Source organism: Kitasatospora sp. NPDC058162 (assembly GCF_042884005.1).
GTDB lineage: Bacteria > Actinomycetota > Actinomycetes > Streptomycetales > Streptomycetaceae > Kitasatospora.
This window is the reverse complement of record NZ_JBHVUS010000047.1, coordinates 36318-54095: the sequence shown is the minus strand read 5'-3', so window position 1 is coordinate 54095 and position 17778 is coordinate 36318. Positions and strand designations below refer to the sequence as shown.

The window sequence follows — 17778 nt, the reverse complement described above, 5'->3', positions numbered from 1 at the left end:
AGCTGCGCGTACCAGGACGTGACGTCCCTCATGGCCGCCTGCCCTGGGCCCGGATGGCCTTCCTCACCTCGGCGAGCAGCTTGCGCTCGCCAACGACCTCGACCGGGAGATCGGCCGGCAGCCGTCCTTCCAGCTCGGTCCTGAGATCCGCCAGGTACATGGCCTGTGCGCGGTGCGTCGGCACGACCAGGAACCGGCGTGTGCACGCCGGGGCACGCGGCCAGGAGAAGCAACGGGCCAGGAGTCCTGGGCTCTCCCAGTCCTTCTCGTCCGTGCCCCAATAGGTCCTGCCCGCGCGGTCGACGGGGAACGAGACATCCAGGGCGTCCAGCTCGGCCCACAGATCAGGTTCCAGGCCGAGGTTCTCGATCTGCTTGAAGACTCGGAGCTCGAACACGCCCGCCCCGTGGACGAACCTGCGCGCTGCCCGGTGCAGCACCCAGTAGAAGCCCAGGGTGTCCGCGTGGAACGTTTCCGCCGCGGTCTTGCAACCGGGTGTGCCGCACGCCGCGCGTCGACGGGCGTGCGGCAGCGGAATCCGGCAGTTGGCGCACCGGACCAGGTCCACGCCGCCCTCGCCCGGCCGCTGCTCGTACGCGGCACGGACGAGGGCCATCACGTACGGCTCGCCGGCGGCCGGTCGAGCGGGGAACTCCTGTTCCAACCGCACGACGTCGAGGTCGCTCAGCACGGGCTGCTCGATCAGCATCCGCCTCAGCCGGACGTACCCGTCCTGCACCTCCTGGTCGGTGTCAGCGTTCGCGCGGGCGACCAGCCTCAGCTCCGCAAACAACCGGTGCTCCACCAACTGAGCTTCGACATCGCCCCGTTGGAAACGCGCGGCCTCCAGAGTGAACTCGCTGACGCCACCGCCATTGAGCAGCACCGCATCCTGATCGGACGCCGCGATTCCCAGAGTGATCGGCCAGTCGCCCAGCGGGACCCTACAAAGGTCGAGAGCGGAGTAATAGTTCTGCAGGGTGGGCTGCCCGTCCTCGGTCAACCGCCACCACAGCCGGGTGAAGCCCTCTTGCCAGCGCGGGGAGAAGGTGCTGCGGGCGGGGTCGTCACCGGGGACGGCGTCGGCGAGCCGCTGCAGTTGCCGACCGGTGTCGACCAGTCCGGCAGCAAGCAGCCCCAAGAGGACGTAGTCGTCCGACTGCCGCATACCTTTGGGCTACCACAGGTTCCGGCGCACCGCGAGTTCGGCGGCGAGGGTGCTCAGCCAGCGCAGAGCCGGTCGTTCGCGGCGGCGTCCGCGATACCGGTGCGGAGAGGCTGGTGACCGAGGTCGATCAGGGCGCGGGGTGACGCCCACTGTGGTGCTGTCGAGCTTCCTTACGGTGATGCCACGGGTGTTCATGACCACGACGGTTCCGGGGTGGCTGGCGTCCGAGGCGATCACGTTGCTCCGTGCCCCAGGACGACGGGGTCGTTCTTCTCGCTGTGGCCGACTTCGCGGGTGGCGTCGGGCCATTGGGCGGGGTCGGAGATGGTCAGGACGGTGTCGGCTGGTCCGCCGAGCCGGAGGGTGGTCAGCGATGCGAGCGTGTCCTGGGGCACGGCGGTGGTCCTCTCAGTCGGCGGTGATAGCTTTGAGTGCGAGGGTGCGGAGCGGGGCGAGGTGGGTGCGGTTGTCCTGGTGGTGGTAGACGGCGTTGGTGCAGAGGGCCAGGTAGCGGCCGGTGTCGGGGGAGAGGCAGAGGCTGGTGCCGGTGAAGCCGTGGTGGTAAGCGACCCGGGCGTCGTCGGCGAGGATCTAGGCCAGGCTGCGGTGGAGGCCGGGTTCGATCTCGGCCTTGGGCTCCGTTCTGGTGCGGAGCCAGGCACCCAGCCCGTGCCCTGAGGTGTACGCGGTGGGGAGCCGGTCAGCGAAGGCCGCGAGGTCGGCCGGAGTGGTGAAGACCCCGGCGTGGCCAGCGGCGCCGCCGAGCAGCGCCGAACGAGCGAAGGCTAGGTGGCGGCCATGGCAGCGCGAAGTGCCGCGTGGCCCTCGCGGGAGAAGTCGTCGTGGCCGGTGACGGCAGCGGAGACGGCGATGGCGGCGGCGTCCCCGATCCCGCACCATCGCATGAGGCGCTGCTCGTTCTCGGTCGACTGTCGGTCGTACCCGGTGTAGAAGGCGCTGGCGAGGTCGGCCCGGTGGCGCAGGGTGCGCTGGGTGATGCGGAGGAAGTCCCGGCCGGCGGCTTCGTAGCGGCTGGTCTCGAAGTCGATCATGGCGATCCTCGGTCGCCCGCGTTCGTCGGTGTCGGCGAGGAGGTTGCGGGCGGTGAGGTCGAGGTGGGAGGGCTGGGACTTCTGTGGGGGCAGGGTTTCCAGCTGGTCGATGGCGGCTAGGGCGAAGGCGAGTTCGGCGGTAGTGAGGGGGTGGGTCGGGCCGGTGAGCTGGGCGCGCAGGTAGGCGGCGCGCTGGCGGCCGAAGTCCGCGATCGTCTGCGCCGGGCCGGCTTCGTGGAGGCGGCGCAGGAGTTGGCCGGTCTGACGGTAGGCGTCCTGTTCTTGGGCGGCGGTGAGGGTGGCGAGGTCGAGGCGGATGCCGGGCAGTGCGGTCATGAGCAGCACGCGGGCGTCCTCGTCGGCGTCGACCAGTTGGGGTGCCGCGGTTTCGAGGGCGGGAGTCCAGGTGCGCAGCGCGTGCAGCTCGCGGGTGAAGCAGTCCGGGTGGCTGTTCGCCTTGAGGACGAGGTGCTGGCCTGAGGGGCGGCGCAGGAGGCGGACGGTTGCGGTGGTGCCGGGCCAGCTGAGGTCGGCGACGACCTCGGCCGGCCCGGTGAGGCGCGCTATCGCCTCGGAGACGGTGGTGCTCACAGGGCGCCGATGGTCTTCACCGCCTGGTCGGCGACCTGGCGGGGGGTGAGGTGGGTGGTGTCGATGACCTCGGCGTCGGCGGCGAGCCAGCCGTCGTACGCCTCGGTGTAGATCGGCAGCTTGCGGCGGCGGAAGGCGCGGACCTTCTCGCTGCGCGCCTCGTCGTCGGGGAACTCGACGCTGGCGACGATGCGGGCGCTGACGGTGTCCGGGTCGGCGTGGAGCAGGAGGTGCTGGAGCGGGATGCCATTGGCCTGGATGGCACCGTGGATCTCGGCGGCGTAGTCCTGGCGCAGCAGGGTCATCGGGATGATCACCGGGTGGCCGGCGTTCTCCCGGTGGCAGTGGACGGCGAACTCGGCGACCAGGGGGCGCCAGGCCGGGTTGTCCTGGAAGTCCTTGTACTTGCCGGGGAAGACCTGGCGCAGGAGGAAGCCGACCTCCTCGGCGTCGAAGAGGACGGCGCCGGGCAGTTCCTGCTGCAGGGTGGTGGCGAGGGTGGTTTTGCCGCCGCCGAAGGGGCCGTTGAGCCAGATGATCACTGGGGTCTCGCTTTCGTCGCTGGGTGGTGGTGTTCGGGCCAACTGCGTGCGCTGGCTGGGGGTTACGACGTGCGGGTACTGCTGTCAGGGTTGCACCCGGTGGGCAGGACGGGCACGCGCCGCTGATGGAGCGAGAGGTGGAACCGGTCGGCGTGGACGAGCCAGAGCCGGTCGAGTTCGGGCACCAGGTCGGTGGGGACGTCGAGGTCGACGGTCAGCGGCCCTGGCGCGAGGTCGGTGGTGGTGTGGGCGTAGCTGCCGGAGCGGCTGCTGCGCGGGCGCAAGTGGACGGCGAGCAGGCCGTGTTCGGGGCCGTCGACGGTGAGGGTGAAGGGCCGGCCGGGGTGGACGGCGGCGGGGGCGTGGACGGTCGGCGGGGGCTGGCCGGCGGGGTGGCTGTGGGCGGGTCCGCAGCGCGGGCAGGTGACGGTGATGCGGTCGCGGGGGCCGAGCACGCTGGTGAGGTGTTCCGCGGTCAGCGGCATCGCGCAGTGCGGGCACGGCGAGGTCGGTGTCGTGCGGAGGATTCGGTGGGTGGCGCGCAGCGCGGTGAGCTGGCGGCCGAACGCGCCGCCGCGGGTTCGGGTGAGCAGGCCGAGGGCGTGCTCGGCCCACTGGTGGGCGAGGGGTTCCAGCTCCTCGTGGTCGAGGATTCCGCTGGGGGCGGCGCGTCGTAGGAGGGTCTGGGCGCCGCTGCGCGCTTCGCCCATGGACCGTAGGCACTGGTCGAGGCCCGGGTCGGGACGGTGGGCGAGGGAGTCGCCGAGGGCCGCCTCGAACAGGGCGGCCTCGGCGGTGCGCTGCGCCCAGGCGGCGAGTTCCCGGTCCCGCTCGGGGGTGGGGGAGGCGGGCGCGATGGCCTCCAGCCAGGCGAGCGCGCTGCGGTCGGAGGCAAAACGAGGTGGCTCGTTGAGCAGGTGGCGGTACTGGCGGGGCAGCACACGGTGGTGCGGAGTGAGCCGCTGGACGGTGGCGTGCGCGGTGGCGATCAGGACGTCAAGGTAGCGCTGGACGACCAGGGTCCGGATCGCGGTGGAGTCGGTGCGGGCTGCGGTGGCCCGCATCTGCTCGACGACGGCAGGCCGCAGCCGGTACACCTCGCCCCGTCCTCCGACACGTCCGGAGTGATCCAGGAGCTGCCTGGCGGCCAGCTCCTGGAGCAGCTGAGCGGTCTGGACAATCGACGTAGCCGTCGCGGCGGCGACGGTGAGCGTGTCGACGTCGGGCGCCGGCATCAGGGCCAGCAGCCGCAGGAGCCGGGCCGCAGGCTCGGGAAGCGACTCGTAGACAACGGTGGTCGCCACCGCGACGGCCTCCGAAGGCGTGGGCGCGGCCAGCGTCGGGTGCTCGCCGAGCGGCCGGCCCGGGTCGAGAGCAGCCTCCCCGGCGGCGAGGCCGATCGCCAGCGGCATGCCGCCGCAGGCCGAGGCGAGCGCGGCGGCGGCCTGCGGCTCGGCGTGCACGCGCTGCTCGCCGACGATCCGCCCCAGCAGCAGGAGGGCGTGCTCGGGTGCGTGCGGTTCCAGGCAGTGGTGGCGCGCGCCCAAGGCGGCGAGGGCGGGCAGCGGAGCCGCGCTGGTGACGACGACGGCGCACTGCCCGCTGGCGGGCACCAGCGGGAGGACCTGCTCGGCCGTGTCGGTGTCCTCCAGGACCAGCAGCAGTCGGCGGGTGGCGCTCACGGAGCGCCACAGGGCGAGCAGTTCGGTGGTGTTCCACGGCAGCGTCTCGGACTTGCCGAGGCCCAGCGCTCGCTCCGCGCAGGCGGGCCACGAGCTGGCCGTCCGGGAACCGGTCGGCCAGCCCGATGCCCCCAGCGGGCGGCGAGGCTGCGCTTCCCGACGCCGTCCGGGCCGCTGATCACCGCCACCGGTGCGGTGCCCGGGGGCGGTGCGGCCAGCGTCGTGCCTCGTGGTGCCCGATCCCGCTGCTGGGAGTGAGGGCGACGGCGGTGAACAGACCTGTCTTGGGCTCGACGGCGAGGCGGGCCCGCCAGAGGAACAGCCTTGAGCTGCTGCCAGACCGCGGCTTCCGCCGCGTCGGTGCCGAGCGAGGCCGAGAGGGTGAAGTGGTGGCCGGGCAAGGTCGGTTCCAGGCTCGTCGGGGGCGAGAGGTGTCTACGGGCGGGCGGGGAGCGCAAGGCGTTCGATGCGGGCGGCCAGGTCGGGGTCGCTCTCGGTGCGGCCGAGCCGGCACATGGTGGTGGTGCGCACCGTGGTGGCCTTGACGCCGCGCATGCTCATGCACAGGTGCTCGCCGCGGGTGAAGACGGCGACGTCGTCGGTGCCGGCGGACTTGGCGAGGTCGTGGGCGACGTCGTTGGTGATGCGTTCCTGGAGCTGGAGGGCGTGGGTGTGGGCCTCCAGATGCCGCACCAACTTGGACAGGCCGAGGACGGACGCGTCCGGGACGTAGGCGATGGAGACGTCGAGGCGGAACGGGAGTACGTGGTGCTCGCACATGCTCCACGCCTCGATGCCGGTCAGCAGAACGAAGTCGCCGTACCGCCCCTCCTGGGCGAAGGCGGTGTCGAGCCTGCCGGGGTCGTGGTCGAGGAACTCGCCCCACCAGTCCGCGACTCGGCGGGGCGTGTCCTTGAGGCCGTCGCGGTCGGGGTCCTCGCCGAGGGCGAGCAGCAACTCGCGGGTCGCCGCCGCCACACGCGGACGGTCGACCGGGAGGAGGCGCTGGGCTTGCACGGGTATGGACGTCATGGGGCATCCCCTTGGGGTGAGTTGACGGGGTGGGACGCGCAGTGCGGTGCGTCAGAGGTGGGCGGCGCCGGGCAGGCAGCCGAGGATCGGCACGGCGGTGAACGCCTCCGCGTACCGGGTGCCGATGCGGGCGCCCCAGAGCCGCCCGAGGGTCTCGGCCATCGGCCCGAAGTGCTGCTCGATCGGCTGGCTCGCGTGCTCGTGTAGCCCGGCCAGCTTGATGTCGAAGGTGTCGGTGGCGTCCACGATCACGTCGGCGCGCACCGGGCCGTTGAGGGCGAGCGAGTTGTAGGTGTCGCAGGTGTAGAAGCGGCTCGGGCGGCCGGTGGCGATCCGGGGCTCGGGGACGGCCGCGAGCACGGCGGCGGCGACCGCCCGGTGCTCGGGGTGGACGTCGTCGAGCGGGTGGGTGATGACGATGTCCGGCCGCACTTCCAGCAGCAGCTGCCGCACGGTGGCGTGGTCGAGCCGGGGGACCTGGAGCAGGCCGGCGCCGAGAGCGACTGAACCCTTGCGGGCCTCGGCGTCGCGGACGTCGTCGTGGAGCGGGACGGCGACGGTGACGGCGGCGTGCCTGGCGTGGAGGGCGAGGGTTGCGCCCGCCCACAGCTCGGCGTCGTCGGGGTGCGCGAAGACGGCCAGAACCGAACCCGGCAAGGCGCCGGTCACCACAGCCCCAGCTTCTCGACGACGTCGGCGGGCTTCGGCAGCTGGGGGCTGGCCTCGCCGCGGAGGGTGACCGGCACGTCCACGTCGCGGCGGACCGTGATCATCGCCTCCCAGCGGAGCACGTCGGCCCAGGCGGTGGTGACGGCGGCGCCCTTGGCGCCGGTCAGCCGCCCGGAGCCGGGCAGATCGCGCAGCCGCATGCCGTCGCGCAGCAGGGTGGCGGCGACCTTCGGACCGACGCCGCGGACGCCGGGGATGTTGTCGGACTTGTCGCCGGTCAGGGCGCGGAAGGCCGGCCACTGGGCCGGGGTGACGCCGAAGCGGGCGAGGACCTCGTCGGCGGTGATGATGCGTTGGGAGGACTTGCGCGAGCGGTTGAGGACGCGTACGTCGTCGGTCAGGAGCTGGTAGAAGTCCATATCCCTCGACATGACCAGGACCGGTCGGGAAGCCGCGGCCCGGGTGGCGAGGGTGGCGATGACGTCGTCGGCCTCGGCGTCGTCGACCTCGGCCCACCGGATCCCGCACGTGTCCAGGCCGTCCTTCACCGGGGCGAGGAACTGCAGCGGCTTGAGCGCCTCGGGTGTCGCCTCCCGGTTCGCCTTGTACTCCTGGTCGGCGGCCGCGCGGTCGGCGGAGCCGTGCTCGCCGTCGAAGACGACCAGGACCTCCGGCGGCGCGACGTCGAGGTCGTCGCGGATCGTGGCGCGCAGCAGGGCGAAGAAGGCGAACAGGCCGGTCAGCTCACGGGACTTGTCGCGGGAGAAGATCGGGGCGGGGAAGCCGAAGGTGCCGGCCCACAGCAGGTTGAACCCGTCGACGAGCAGCAACGGGGCAGGGGTTGCGGGGGTTTCGGGCATCACGACACCGCCTCCATGAAGAAGTCAGCGATTCGGCGGGGCTGGAACTGGGCCGCCCGCCGATACACGGTCTGTGTAGTCGCGGCGTACAGTATGTCATCTTCCAGAAGGGCTTGTGCCGCCTTGTGGAGGGCGGCCGGGCCCTCGTCGTGGTCGACGAGCAGGTGGTCGCCGTCGCCGGTCGGGCTGATCAGGGCGGGCAGGTTGCCGACCCGGTAGGCGACGACCGGGGTGCCGACGCTCATGGCCTCCAGCGCCACCAGGCCGAAGGTCTCCCGGTGGCTGGGGACGATCACCACGGCTGCTCCAGCGAGCCAGGGCAGCACCTCCTCCCAGGCCAGCGCACCGCGCAGCCGGACATCCGGGAGACGGTCCGCCGCTCGGCAACAGCGCTGGAGGAGTTCGGACTGCGAGCCCGTGCTGGCCTCGAACCCGGCTTCGGCGAGGGCCACCTCGACGGGCCGGTCCCAGCCGGGGCAGGCCTCCAGCAGGTCGAGCACGCCCTTCTCCGGCCCGAGCCGTGCCAGGACGCGCACCGGGCCGCCGCGGCGAAGCTGCTCGCGACGCTCCGATGTGGGCGGGGCCGCCGAGGCGTCGGCCATGAGGGCGTTGGGGACGACGCGGAGGTTGCGCGGGCCCCAGGCGGCCAGCTCGTCGCGGACGACGGCGGAGGGCACGAGGACGCGGGTGGCGCGGGCGAGCGTGGGCCCGGCGTCGAGAACGTGCGGCTTGACGTGGGCGGCGAGCGCCCGGCGGACGTGGCCGGGCAGGTCCCCGCGCAGGCGGCCGAGCCCCCACAGGGCGTCGCAGAACAGGACGGTGTCGATGCGGTGCTCGGTGATCAGGTCCCGGATCTGCCGGGTCAGCCTGCTGTCCTGGTAGGTGATGGCGTGGCGCAGGACGGTGTCGTCGCAGGGGAACTCCACGTCGTCGAGCCGCAGCCCGGCGATGGTGACGCCGGGAAGGCCGGGGCCCTCGGGTTGGGGCGCGGCGGTGGCGATGACGGGGCGGTGGCCGCCCTGGGCGAGGCCGAGGGCCAGGGCGGCCGTGGCGCGTTCGATGCCGGCCGGGGCGTCAGGGGTCCAGGAGACGAGGACCAGCAGGACGCCCCGGGACGAGGCGGTGCGGGTGATCACCGGGCGTTCACCCGCCGCAGGGCCGGGACGGGCTGGGTCAGGCCATGGTGCGGCCTCTCCCAGGGGAAGACGACCCAGTCGTTGACGGTCCAGGCCCACCGGTCGGGGTTCAGCGGGCAGCCGCGGTTGCGGAACAGCGCCGCCGTCATGACCGCGGCACCGTCGGCGAACCGGGCGCGTAGCGCGTCGGTGACGGCGGCGAACGTCGCTCCGGTGCCGGTGATGTCGTCGACGAGGAGCACCGTCCCGGTGAAGCGCCCGGGCAGCGCCTCGGGGAGCAGGACCTCGACGGTGCCGGTGGCCTGCTGGAACGCGGCGTCGCTGGCGTTGTGCCGGGCGGTGACGGTGTGGAAGGGCACTTTGAGGTAGTCGGCCATGACGCGGGCCGGGCTGGTGCCGCCGGAGGCGATGCCGATCACGCAGGTGACCTCCGGCTCGGTACCGACGACGGATTCGGCGAGCATCCGGGCCGCGTCGAAGCACTGATAGTGCGTCGGTACGAACGGGACGTGCTGCGCGAAGACCCGCCGCGCGGTGTCGGGGGTGCTGCTCATGAGCTGCTCCCGGGGGTCGGCAGGCGCAGGTCGTCCGGGCCGGTGACGGGGACGAACGCGGAGATTCCGGTGGCGCCCCGGGTGTTGCGCCAGGCGAAGCCGTCGGCACGCAAAACGGTGAAGCCGCCCGCGCTCTTGCGGGTGCGCAGCCGGACCCGGACGCCGGGTGGGACGGTCAGCGGGCCGACGGTCTCCTGGGCCTGTTCGTCGGTGAGCACCTGCTCTGCGGCGAGCGCGGCGCCGTCGCCGATGGGGAGCATCTGGAGGAAGGTCACCCCGCCGGCGCCGAGCCGGGCGGCGAGGTCCAGCAGCTTCTGGGCCTCGTGCTCGTTGGCCTGCATGAGGACCATCTGGAGCTGGACGAACAGGCCTTCCTGCACGGCGGCGCAGATGCCCTTGACGGCGCGGCGGTAGCTGTCCTGGCCGCGCCAGGTGTCGTGGGTGGCCGCGGTGGCGCCGTCAAGGGAGACCCGGATCGCGTCCAGGGCACCGGAGAGTTCGCCTGCGCGCCGGGCGAGGTGCCAGCCGTTGGTGGTGCAGCTGACCACGCTGGTGCCCGTGCTGCGGATCGCGTGGGCGAGGTCGGGCAGGTCGCGCAGCAGCAGCGGCTCCCCGCCGGAGATGTCGACGCCCAGAACGCCCGAGGCGGCGATGTGGGAGGCGAGGACGCGCCGCTCCTCGGCGGTGGACTCGCGCACGCTCTTGTCGTCGAGGCACTGCGGGCAGGTCAGGTTGCAGCGCACGATCGGGGACCAGCACATGCTCAACGGGTAGTCGAGCGCGAGGACGGACGGGTCGGCCAGGGGCCAGAGGGCGACCTCGTGGTCGTCCAGGCCGACGCAGCCCGCCGGGATCGGCCGGGGCGGAAGGTGGTTGGTGCCGACCGCCGGGTCGTGCACGACGGTGGTGCCGTCGAAGATGGCGGCGGCGAAGGCGCGGATCATCGGGAGATCACCTCGGAGTCGGTCAGGTGCTTGTCGGCGGCGGTGGCGAACGCGCGGCCCTGCCCGGCGGGCGCGGGCAGGGACAGCAGGTGGCGGTAGCGGGCGAGCGTCGCGGGCCAGGTGGCGAGCTTGGACTGCCACTGGGCAGCGGCGTCCGGCGGGTCGAGGTGGAAGCCGACGGCCTGGCGCAGCGGGATGACGAGGCAGCCGGCGGCGATCAGGGCCGCGCCCAGGTGGGTGTCCTCCATGCCCCAGCCCAGCGCGCCGAACTCCTCGTCGAAGCCGCCGACGTACGCCAGCTGGTCGCGCGGCACGGCCAGCAGCGCGGTGACGGCCATCCGTGGCAAGTCCCAGTCGTAGTAGAACCGGCCGTAGCCCAGGGCCTGGAAGTCGTCGGTGGCGTCCAGCGGCCGGCCGTCCAGCTCCTCGGCGAGGGTGATGCCGGAGTAGGGCAGCGGCTTGTCGACGGGGGGTGTCCAGGTGACGCGGTGGTCGGCGGCCAGGAGTGGAGGCCCGTCGGGCAGCCGCAGCCCGCCGCACGGCGCTGCCTGGTAGGGGACGTTGTGCCGGAACCCGGTCAGCACGGTGTCGTCCGCGGCCCGTGCGGCCACGTCGGCGATCACGTGCGAGGGCAGCACCATGTCCGCGTCGACGAACAGCACGGTCGGGGCTTGGGCGAGGCGGGCCCCGGCGTTGCGCGCGGCGGCCGAGCCGCGGCGCTCGGTCAGGCGCACCTCGGTGGTGACCGCCGGGTGCCGGCGGGCGATGTCGAACGTCGCGTCGGTGGACGCGTCGTCGACCAGGATCACCTCCACCTCGGCCGCGTGCTGCTGGGCGCCGAGCGCGTCCAGCACCGTCGGCAGGGCGTAGGCGGTGTTGCGGGCCGGGATCACCACCGACACCGCGTGGCCCGCGCTGGCGCTCGCAGGGGTGGGCTGGTGCCAGCCCAGACCGGTGCGCGCGGTGAAGTCCATCGTGAAGTACCGGTGGGCGTTGGCCTGGGTCTTGAGCGTGTCCGCGAGGCTGGTGTGCATCACGGCCACCTCCATTCGTCGAGCACGGCGGCGGCCTGCGGCCAGCCGCGAGGGTCGGAGATCCAGTGCAGAGCCGGGCGCTCCGGCAGGGCCAGGAGGTCGGCGAGCAGGACCAGGTAGTCGGGTTCGAGGACCAGCAGCACCCGCCGCGGGACGCCGTTGGTCGTGAAGTCGCGCCGGATCTGCTCGGCCACCACCGGGCGCAGCTGCCCGGCCAGGCCGGCGTCGAGCCGCTGGTCGTAGGAGGCGAGCAGGTCGTCCGCCCGGACCAGGCCGTAGGCGGCGGACAGGAAGCGGATCCGGCCGCGGGCCTCCCGGTGCCCGGCGAAGCGGGCGCTCAGCTGCGGGGCGATGCCCCCGGTGTACCGCTCCAGGGCGGGCAGTAGCCGGGACTCCGGCGCCTCCAGCTCGCCCGCCGCGGTCAGCACCTCGTCCAACTCGCCGTACAGCTCCCGCAGGCACCCCGGCACCTCCACCTGGGCGACCCCCGCCGACACCGCGCCCGCCTCCGGCTCGTTGTTCGCCTCGTCGGCCGGAGCAGCCGGCACCGGCGAGGCACCGGAGGCGGAGAAGCCCGGAACGGTCTCGACCAGCTGCAGCGTCAGCAGGTCCGGACCGAAGACCCGGTAGCGCACCAGGTCCACACGGTAATCCCGCTGGTAGAGTGAAGCAGCAGCCCGGTCATGGCGCGAGAACTCGCCAGCGACGCAGATCACCCGAGGCCGCCGCCAGTCGACCGCCTCTGCCGCATCGGCGCCCAGTTGTCTGCGCACCAGGGCCTCGAACTCGTGCCGGTGCGCCAGCAGCCAGACCAGGTAGGACCCAGCCTGGGCGATCACCCCGGCATCGCGCCCGCGCTTGAACTCGATGACCACCGGCACGCCGTCCTCGTCCAGCCCCAGCGTGTCGATCCGCCCCTGATGCCACGGCCCCGTCGCGTACTCCGACGCCAGGAACCGCACCCCCAACATTGCCTCCAGCGCCCCCTCGACCCTCCGCTGCAACTCCCGCTCCCGCGCCACCGTCGAACCCCGCAGCTCGACATCCCGGCCATCAGCACCCCGCCGGAACACCTTCAGATCGGCCACCAACGCCCCCTTCGCACGACCGTACACAGAGAGCAATCCATAAGCGGAACAGGGTATTCCTGCCTGTGCCCGCCGCCGAGTTCGCCTTCCTGCCTCACCAGAACCGGCTGCGAGGGTCGGCGGGCTGCCGACAGGCGCGGAGCGGGACGACCCACTGCCGCCGCCCCGGGGTACTCGCTCGAGCCGTCCAAGCCGGCGTTTCGGCACATGCTCGCGCGGCTGGACGGCCCGTGGGGCTGCGATACCTCAAGCACTGCACGGAATCAGGGGGCATGCCCGGTACGGGCGCCGGCCTCCGTCGGCGGCAGGTGCCAGTGGCGAGCGGCCAGTTGGGCGGTCCACATCCGGGCGTAGCGGCCTTCGGCGTCGGCGAGCAGCTCGGCGTGGGTGCCGCGTTGGGTGACGCGGCCGCCGTCGACCACCACGATCTGGTCGGCGCCGACGACGGTGGAGAGCCGGTGGGCGATGACGACGACGGTCCGGCCGGCCACCAGGCGGTCGACGGCCTGTTGCACCACCACCTCGGACTCGGTGTCCAGGGCGGCCGTGGGCTCGTCGAGGAGGACGATCGGCGCGTCCTTGAGGATGGCCCGGGCGATGGAGATCCGCTGCCGTTCGCCGCCGGAGAGCGCGGAGCCGATCTCGCCGACCCGGGTGTCGTAGCCCAGGGGCAGCCGGGCGACGAACTCGTGCACGTTGGCCGCGCGGGCCGCGGCCTCGATCTGGGCGTCGGTGGCGTCGGGGCGGCCGAGCGCGATGTTGGCGCGGATGGTGTCGTCGAAGAGGTAGACGTCCTGGAACACGACGGCGATGTGGCGAAGCACCTCGTCCGGTCCGAGGGTGCGCAGGTCGACCCTGCCGATCCGTACGGTGCCGTGCTGGGGATCGGCGAAGCGGCTGATCAGCCTGGTCACGGTGGTCTTGCCGGAGCCCGAGGGCCCGACCAGGGCGGTCAGGCTGCGCTCGGGGACGGTGAGGTCGAAGGCGCGCAGCGTGGGCTCGTCGCGGCCGTCGTAGGCGAAGGTGACGTGCTCGAAGCGGATCTCGAAGTCCTTCGGCTCCGTCCCGCCGGGGGCGACGGGCAGCGGTTCCACCCGCAGGACCTCGTCGATCCTGGTCAGGGCGGCCTCGGACATCTCGAAGAGCTTGGTCATCACGGCGGCCATGCTCAGCGGCTCGGCGAACCGGGCGGCCGTCACGACGATGGCGACCAGCAGGCCGAGCGACAACTTTGCGTCGACGACCAGCGCCGAGCCGACCGCGACCAGCGCCACCAGGGCCAGCCGGACCAGGAGTTGGGCGGCGGCGAGCGGCGCGGCGGCCGAGCGGTTCGCCGCCGACTGGGCGTGGTGCTGGTGGGCGAGGACGGTGGCCAGCCGGGGTGAGTCGGCTCCCGCCTGGCCGGTGGCCTTGAACACCGGCAGGCCCTGCACGTACTCGACGATCCGGTTCGCGGAGGCCGCATCGGCCTCGTCCACGGCGTGGAAGCCCGTGTTGGAGGAGCGCTGCACCCGGCGGACGAACGGCAGCGCCGCGCCGACCGCCGCCGCGAGGACCAGCCCGAGCCGCCAGTCCACGGCCAGCACGACGGCCCCCAACACCACCGGCACCGTCACCAGTTGGACGAACAGGGTGGACAGGGCAGAGACGGCAGTGGCCGCGGCCGTGGCGTTGGCGCCGACCACCGAGGTCAGGTCGCCTGCCGCCCGCCGGGCGAGCTCCTGTTGCGGCATCGCGCGCAGCCGCTCCCCGAGGCGCAGCCTGGTCGCCTGGGTGACCAGGTGCCAGTAGCCGTAGGTGAAGCCCGACTCCCGGACCCGCAGCGCCCCCTCGGTAACGACCAGGGCGGCGAGTACCCCGACCCACAGCCAGGCCCGTCCGGTGCGGACCGGGTCTCGGGAGAGCTCGGCCAGCAGCGGTACGAAGCTCGCGTACGCCGCCGCCTGGACGGCGCTCGCGGCGAGCGACACCCGCAGGGTGGCATGGAACTGCGGCGCGTACGGGCCCGCGGCCGTGAACATCAGGCGCAGGATCCGCCTCATCGGGTGACCTCCCTCGTACGGCCGCCGGCCAGCCCCCAGGCCGCGGCCTCCTCGTGACGTGCCCAGAGCCGGGCGTAGCGGCCGCCAGCGGCGACCAGCTCGGGGTGGCGGCCCCGTTCGACGATCCGCCCCCCGTCGAGGACGGCGATTTGGTCGACGTCGACGATGGTGGAGAGCCGGTGGGCGATGATCAGGACGGTCCGGCCGTGGGTCAGCCGGGCGATGGCGTCCTGGATGGCGGCCTCGCTCTCCGGGTCGGCGAAGGCGGTCGCCTCGTCCAGGATCACGATCGGGGCCCGGGACAGGACGGCGCGGGCGATGGTGATCCGCTGGCGCTGCCCGCCGGAGAGCCGGGCGCCGCGCTCGCCGACCTGGGTGTCGTAGCTGTCGGGCAGCTCGCGGGTGATGAACTCGTGCGCCGCGGCGGCCTCGGCGGCTGCCCGGACCTCCGCGTCGGTGGCCTCGGGCCGGGCCAGGCGGATGTTCTCGGCGACGGTGCCGGAGACCAGGAACGGGTCCTGGAAGACCAGCGTGACGTGCCGCAGCAGCGTCTCGGTGCGGATCTCGCGCACGTCGACGCCGCCGACCCGGACGGTGCCCGCCTCGACGTCGAAGAAGCGCGGGATCAGCCTGGCCACCGTCGACTTGCCGGAGCCGGACGGCCCGACCAGGGCACAGACCGTGCCGGCCGGGACGTCCAGGTCGAGGCCGTCGAGCACCGGATCGCCCCGGTCGGCGCTGTAGCGGAAGCGGACGCCCTCCAGGGTGATCGCGGAGCCCGGTGGCTCGCGCGGGTGCTCGGGCTCGGGCAGCGGTGGGGTGTGCAGCAATCCTGCGATCCGGACGGCGCCGGCCTTGGAGTCGTTGAGGAAGTTGGTCAGGTGCATCAGCGGGGCGATCGCCTCGACCGGCATCGCGCCGATCATCAGGACGAGGACCACGTCCGTGGCGGAGATCCAGCCGGCCGCCAGCATCGGGACGGCGGAGGCCGTGACGATCAGCAGCGTCGGCAGCGGGACGATGAACAGCTGGTTGAGGACGCCGGAGGTGCGCGAGGTGGCGATCCAGGCGGCCACCGCCTCGGTGAACTCGCGTACGGCGGCGGAGAACCGGCCGAAGGAGCCCTTCCCGTCGTCGAAGGTGCGCACCACCGGCATGCCCTGGACGAACTCGACGACGGCCGCGTTCACGTTCTCGTTCGCGCGGTTGTAGCGGGCCCGCTGCTCGGCGTGGTCCCGGGTCAGCAGGGACAGGCAGAGCACGGCGATCGGCACGATCAGCAGGACGGCGATGAGCAGCCGCCACTGCACCACGCCCAGCGCGAGCAGCGCCGCGAGCGGCTGGGCGAGGCCGGAGCCGACGAACGGGAGCGCGTCGGCCACCGCGTTGTGCAGCGCCTTGACGTCGTCCTGGACGATCTTCTTGATCCGGCCGGAGCCGAGCCGCTGGACCTCGCCCAGCGGCATCCGGGCGAGCGTGTCGGCGAGTTCGCGTCGGAGCGCCACCTCCAGGTCGTAACTGGCCTCGTGCGCCAGGTGTTCGGCCAGCCACCGGCTCGCGAACGAGACCAGCAGGCCGGCCAGCGCACCGGCGAGCCAGCCCACCGGAAGCGACGTACCGTCGGTGAACAGCCCGCCCACGGCGAAGGCCGCGCAGGCGAAGCCGGCCACCGTGGCGGCGCCGCCGAGCACCCCCAGCAGGGCGGCTCGGACGAGCCGGGCGCGTACCGCCGGTGCCAGCGCCACCAGGTCGGCCAGTACGCGCAGGCCTCCGCGCTCAGCCATGCGTCAACTCCTCGATCACAGAGGCAAGTTCTGATTTGTTGACCTTGCCGAGCGCGGTCCGGGGGAAATCCTCCAGCACCACCACCCGGTCCGGCAGCTTGAAGGCCGCCAGTCCGAGCGCGGTGAGGTGGGCGTTCAGCTCGGCCCGGCCCGGCGGGGCGCCGTGCGCGATCACGCAGGCGCAGGAGCGCTCGCCGAGCGCCTCGTCCGGCAGGCCCACCAGTGCGACGTCGTGCACGGCCGGGTGGGCCAGCAGGTGGTTCTCCACCTCCTCCACCGGGATCTTGTCGCCGCCGCGGTTGATGACGTCCTTCACCCGCCCCTCCACCACCAGGTGGCCGCTGGGCAGTTGACGCACCAGGTCGCCGCTGCGGTAGAAGCCGTCGACGGTGAAGGCCGAGCGGTTGTGCTCCTCCGCCCGGTAGTAGCCGCGCAGCGTATACGGGCCGCGCGTCAGCAGCTCGCCCACCTCGCCCGGGGCCACCTCCCGGTCGTCGGCGCCGACGATCCGCAGCTCGTCGTGCTCGGCCAGCGGCCGGCCCTGGGTGGACCGCACGAGGCGCTCGGGGTCCTCCGGCCGGGTGAAGTTGAGCAGCCCCTCGGCCATCCCGAACACCTGCTGGAGACGGCAGCCGAGCACCGGTCCGACCAGCTGCGCCGTCCCCTCCTTCAACCGGGCCCCGCCGACCTGGAGCAGCTCCAGACTGCTCAGGTCGGCGCCGGCCCACTCGGCGGCCTCCAGCCAGAGCAGCGCCAGCGGCGGCACCAGGGCGGTGACGGTGACCCGCTCCCGCTCGATGAGCCGGAACGCGTCCTCGGGGCTGGGGGTCGGGGACAGCACGACCGTGCCCCCGACCGCCAGGGTGCCGAGCACCCCGGGGCAGGCCAGCGGGAAGTTGTGCGCGACGGGAAGCGCCGCGAGGTAGCGGGTCCCGGCGTCCAGACCGGCCGTCTCCGCGCTCGCGGTGGCGTTGTAGAGGTAGTCGTCGTGCGTCCGGGGGATCAGCTTCGGCACGCCGGTGGTGCCGCCGGAGAGCAGCAGCAGCGCGACGTCCGAAGGCTCCGGGCCCGGCAGCGGCATCGGCTCGGCGTCGACCTCCGCCAGCGCCGTGAACTCCTCGGGCTCGCCGACCACCAGCACCTCGCGCAGCCCCGGCTGTCGTGCCCGGACGGCCCGGGCGAGCTCCCGGTGGTCGAAACCGAGACAGCGGTCCGGGATGACGTACGCGACGGCCCCGGAGAGCCGGGCCAGGTGGGTGATCTCGGTCTCCCGGTGGGCGGGCAGCGCGAGGACCGGGACCGCGCCGAGCCGGAACAGCGCGAAGCAGAGCGACACGAACTCGGCGGCGTTGGGCAGGTGCACCAGCACCCGGTCGCCGGGGGCGATGCCGCGCAGGTGCAGACCGGCGGCCAACCGGTCGGCCCGCAGGTCGAGTTCGCGGTACGTCCAGCGGTGCGCGCCGTCCACGACGGCGGTGCGCTCCGGGGCGCTCAGGGCCCGCTCGCGCAGCACCGAGCCGAGCGTGCGGCCCTGCCAGTAGCCGAGTTCGCGGTAGCGCGCCGCGAGATCCTCGGGCCAGGGGGTGAATCCGTCGAGCAT

General features: G+C 73.1%; 16 protein-coding genes. All 16 read right to left on the bottom strand.

All coding sequences use genetic code 11. The annotated features are described in order from the left end of the window. Positions 1-28: 28 nt before the first annotated feature. Entirely contained in the window at positions 29-1168 is a 1140-nt protein-coding gene (locus tag ACFVXG_RS41900; RefSeq protein WP_387935746.1) for a hypothetical protein, read from the bottom strand. Positions 1169-1401: 233 nt separating this feature from the next. After that, positions 1402-1563 (bottom strand): hypothetical protein, encoded by a 162-nt coding sequence (locus ACFVXG_RS41895; RefSeq protein ID WP_387935745.1) that lies wholly within the window; start codon positions 1561-1563, stop codon positions 1402-1404. Between the two features lie 390 nt (positions 1564-1953). Further along, positions 1954-2811, bottom strand: coding sequence for an aminoglycoside phosphotransferase family protein (locus tag ACFVXG_RS41890; RefSeq protein ID WP_387935744.1), 858 nt, complete (start codon positions 2809-2811; stop codon positions 1954-1956). Further along, positions 2808-3353 (bottom strand): AAA family ATPase, encoded by a 546-nt coding sequence (locus ACFVXG_RS41885; protein ID WP_387935743.1) that lies wholly within the window; start codon positions 3351-3353, stop codon positions 2808-2810. Before ACFVXG_RS41885 ends, ACFVXG_RS41890 begins: the two co-directional genes overlap by 4 nt. Before the next feature lie 62 nt (positions 3354-3415). Continuing rightward, positions 3416-5035 carry a hypothetical protein gene (locus ACFVXG_RS41880; protein WP_387935742.1) on the bottom strand — a complete coding sequence of 540 codons (1620 nt, stop codon included), beginning with the start codon at positions 5033-5035 and terminating at the stop codon, positions 3416-3418. Positions 5036-5470: 435 nt separating this feature from the next. Beyond that, positions 5471-6067, bottom strand: a complete 597-nt coding sequence (gene folE / locus ACFVXG_RS41875; RefSeq protein ID WP_387935741.1) for a GTP cyclohydrolase I — start codon at positions 6065-6067, stop codon at positions 5471-5473. A 51-nt stretch (positions 6068-6118) separates the two neighbouring features. Next, complete coding sequence (locus tag ACFVXG_RS41870; protein ID WP_387935740.1) at positions 6119-6724, bottom strand: PIG-L deacetylase family protein; 606 nt, start codon at positions 6722-6724, stop codon at positions 6119-6121. Positions 6725-6732: 8 nt separating this feature from the next. Then, on the bottom strand, positions 6733-7596 hold the full coding sequence (locus tag ACFVXG_RS41865) for a 5'-3' exonuclease H3TH domain-containing protein (protein WP_387935739.1): 864 nt from the start codon (positions 7594-7596) through the stop codon (positions 6733-6735). After that, the gene (locus ACFVXG_RS41860) at positions 7596-8732 is read right to left on the bottom strand and encodes a glycosyltransferase family 4 protein (RefSeq protein WP_387935738.1); all 1137 of its coding nucleotides are present in this window, start codon (positions 8730-8732) and stop codon (positions 7596-7598) included. The genes ACFVXG_RS41865 and ACFVXG_RS41860 overlap by 1 nt, the downstream gene beginning before the upstream one ends. Next, positions 8729-9286, bottom strand: a complete 558-nt coding sequence (locus tag ACFVXG_RS41855) for a phosphoribosyltransferase (protein ID WP_387935737.1) — start codon at positions 9284-9286, stop codon at positions 8729-8731. Before ACFVXG_RS41855 ends, ACFVXG_RS41860 begins: the two co-directional genes overlap by 4 nt. Then, a complete protein-coding gene (locus ACFVXG_RS41850; RefSeq protein ID WP_387935736.1) occupies positions 9283-10230 on the bottom strand; it encodes a radical SAM protein in 948 nt (315 codons plus the stop codon). Before ACFVXG_RS41850 ends, ACFVXG_RS41855 begins: the two co-directional genes overlap by 4 nt. Further along, the gene (locus ACFVXG_RS41845) at positions 10227-11264 is read right to left on the bottom strand and encodes a glycosyltransferase family 2 protein (protein ID WP_387935735.1); all 1038 of its coding nucleotides are present in this window, start codon (positions 11262-11264) and stop codon (positions 10227-10229) included. Before ACFVXG_RS41845 ends, ACFVXG_RS41850 begins: the two co-directional genes overlap by 4 nt. Then, entirely contained in the window at positions 11264-12352 is a 1089-nt protein-coding gene (locus ACFVXG_RS41840) for a hypothetical protein (protein WP_387935734.1), read from the bottom strand. The genes ACFVXG_RS41845 and ACFVXG_RS41840 overlap by 1 nt, the downstream gene beginning before the upstream one ends. Before the next feature lie 263 nt (positions 12353-12615). Further along, positions 12616-14394, bottom strand: coding sequence for an ABC transporter ATP-binding protein (locus ACFVXG_RS41835; protein WP_387935733.1), 1779 nt, complete (start codon positions 14392-14394; stop codon positions 12616-12618). After that, entirely contained in the window at positions 14391-16178 is a 1788-nt protein-coding gene (locus ACFVXG_RS41830) for an ABC transporter ATP-binding protein (RefSeq protein WP_387935732.1), read from the bottom strand. The genes ACFVXG_RS41835 and ACFVXG_RS41830 overlap by 4 nt, the downstream gene beginning before the upstream one ends. Next, positions 16171-17778, bottom strand: a complete 1608-nt coding sequence (locus tag ACFVXG_RS41825) for a (2,3-dihydroxybenzoyl)adenylate synthase (RefSeq protein WP_387935731.1) — start codon at positions 17776-17778, stop codon at positions 16171-16173. The genes ACFVXG_RS41830 and ACFVXG_RS41825 overlap by 8 nt, the downstream gene beginning before the upstream one ends.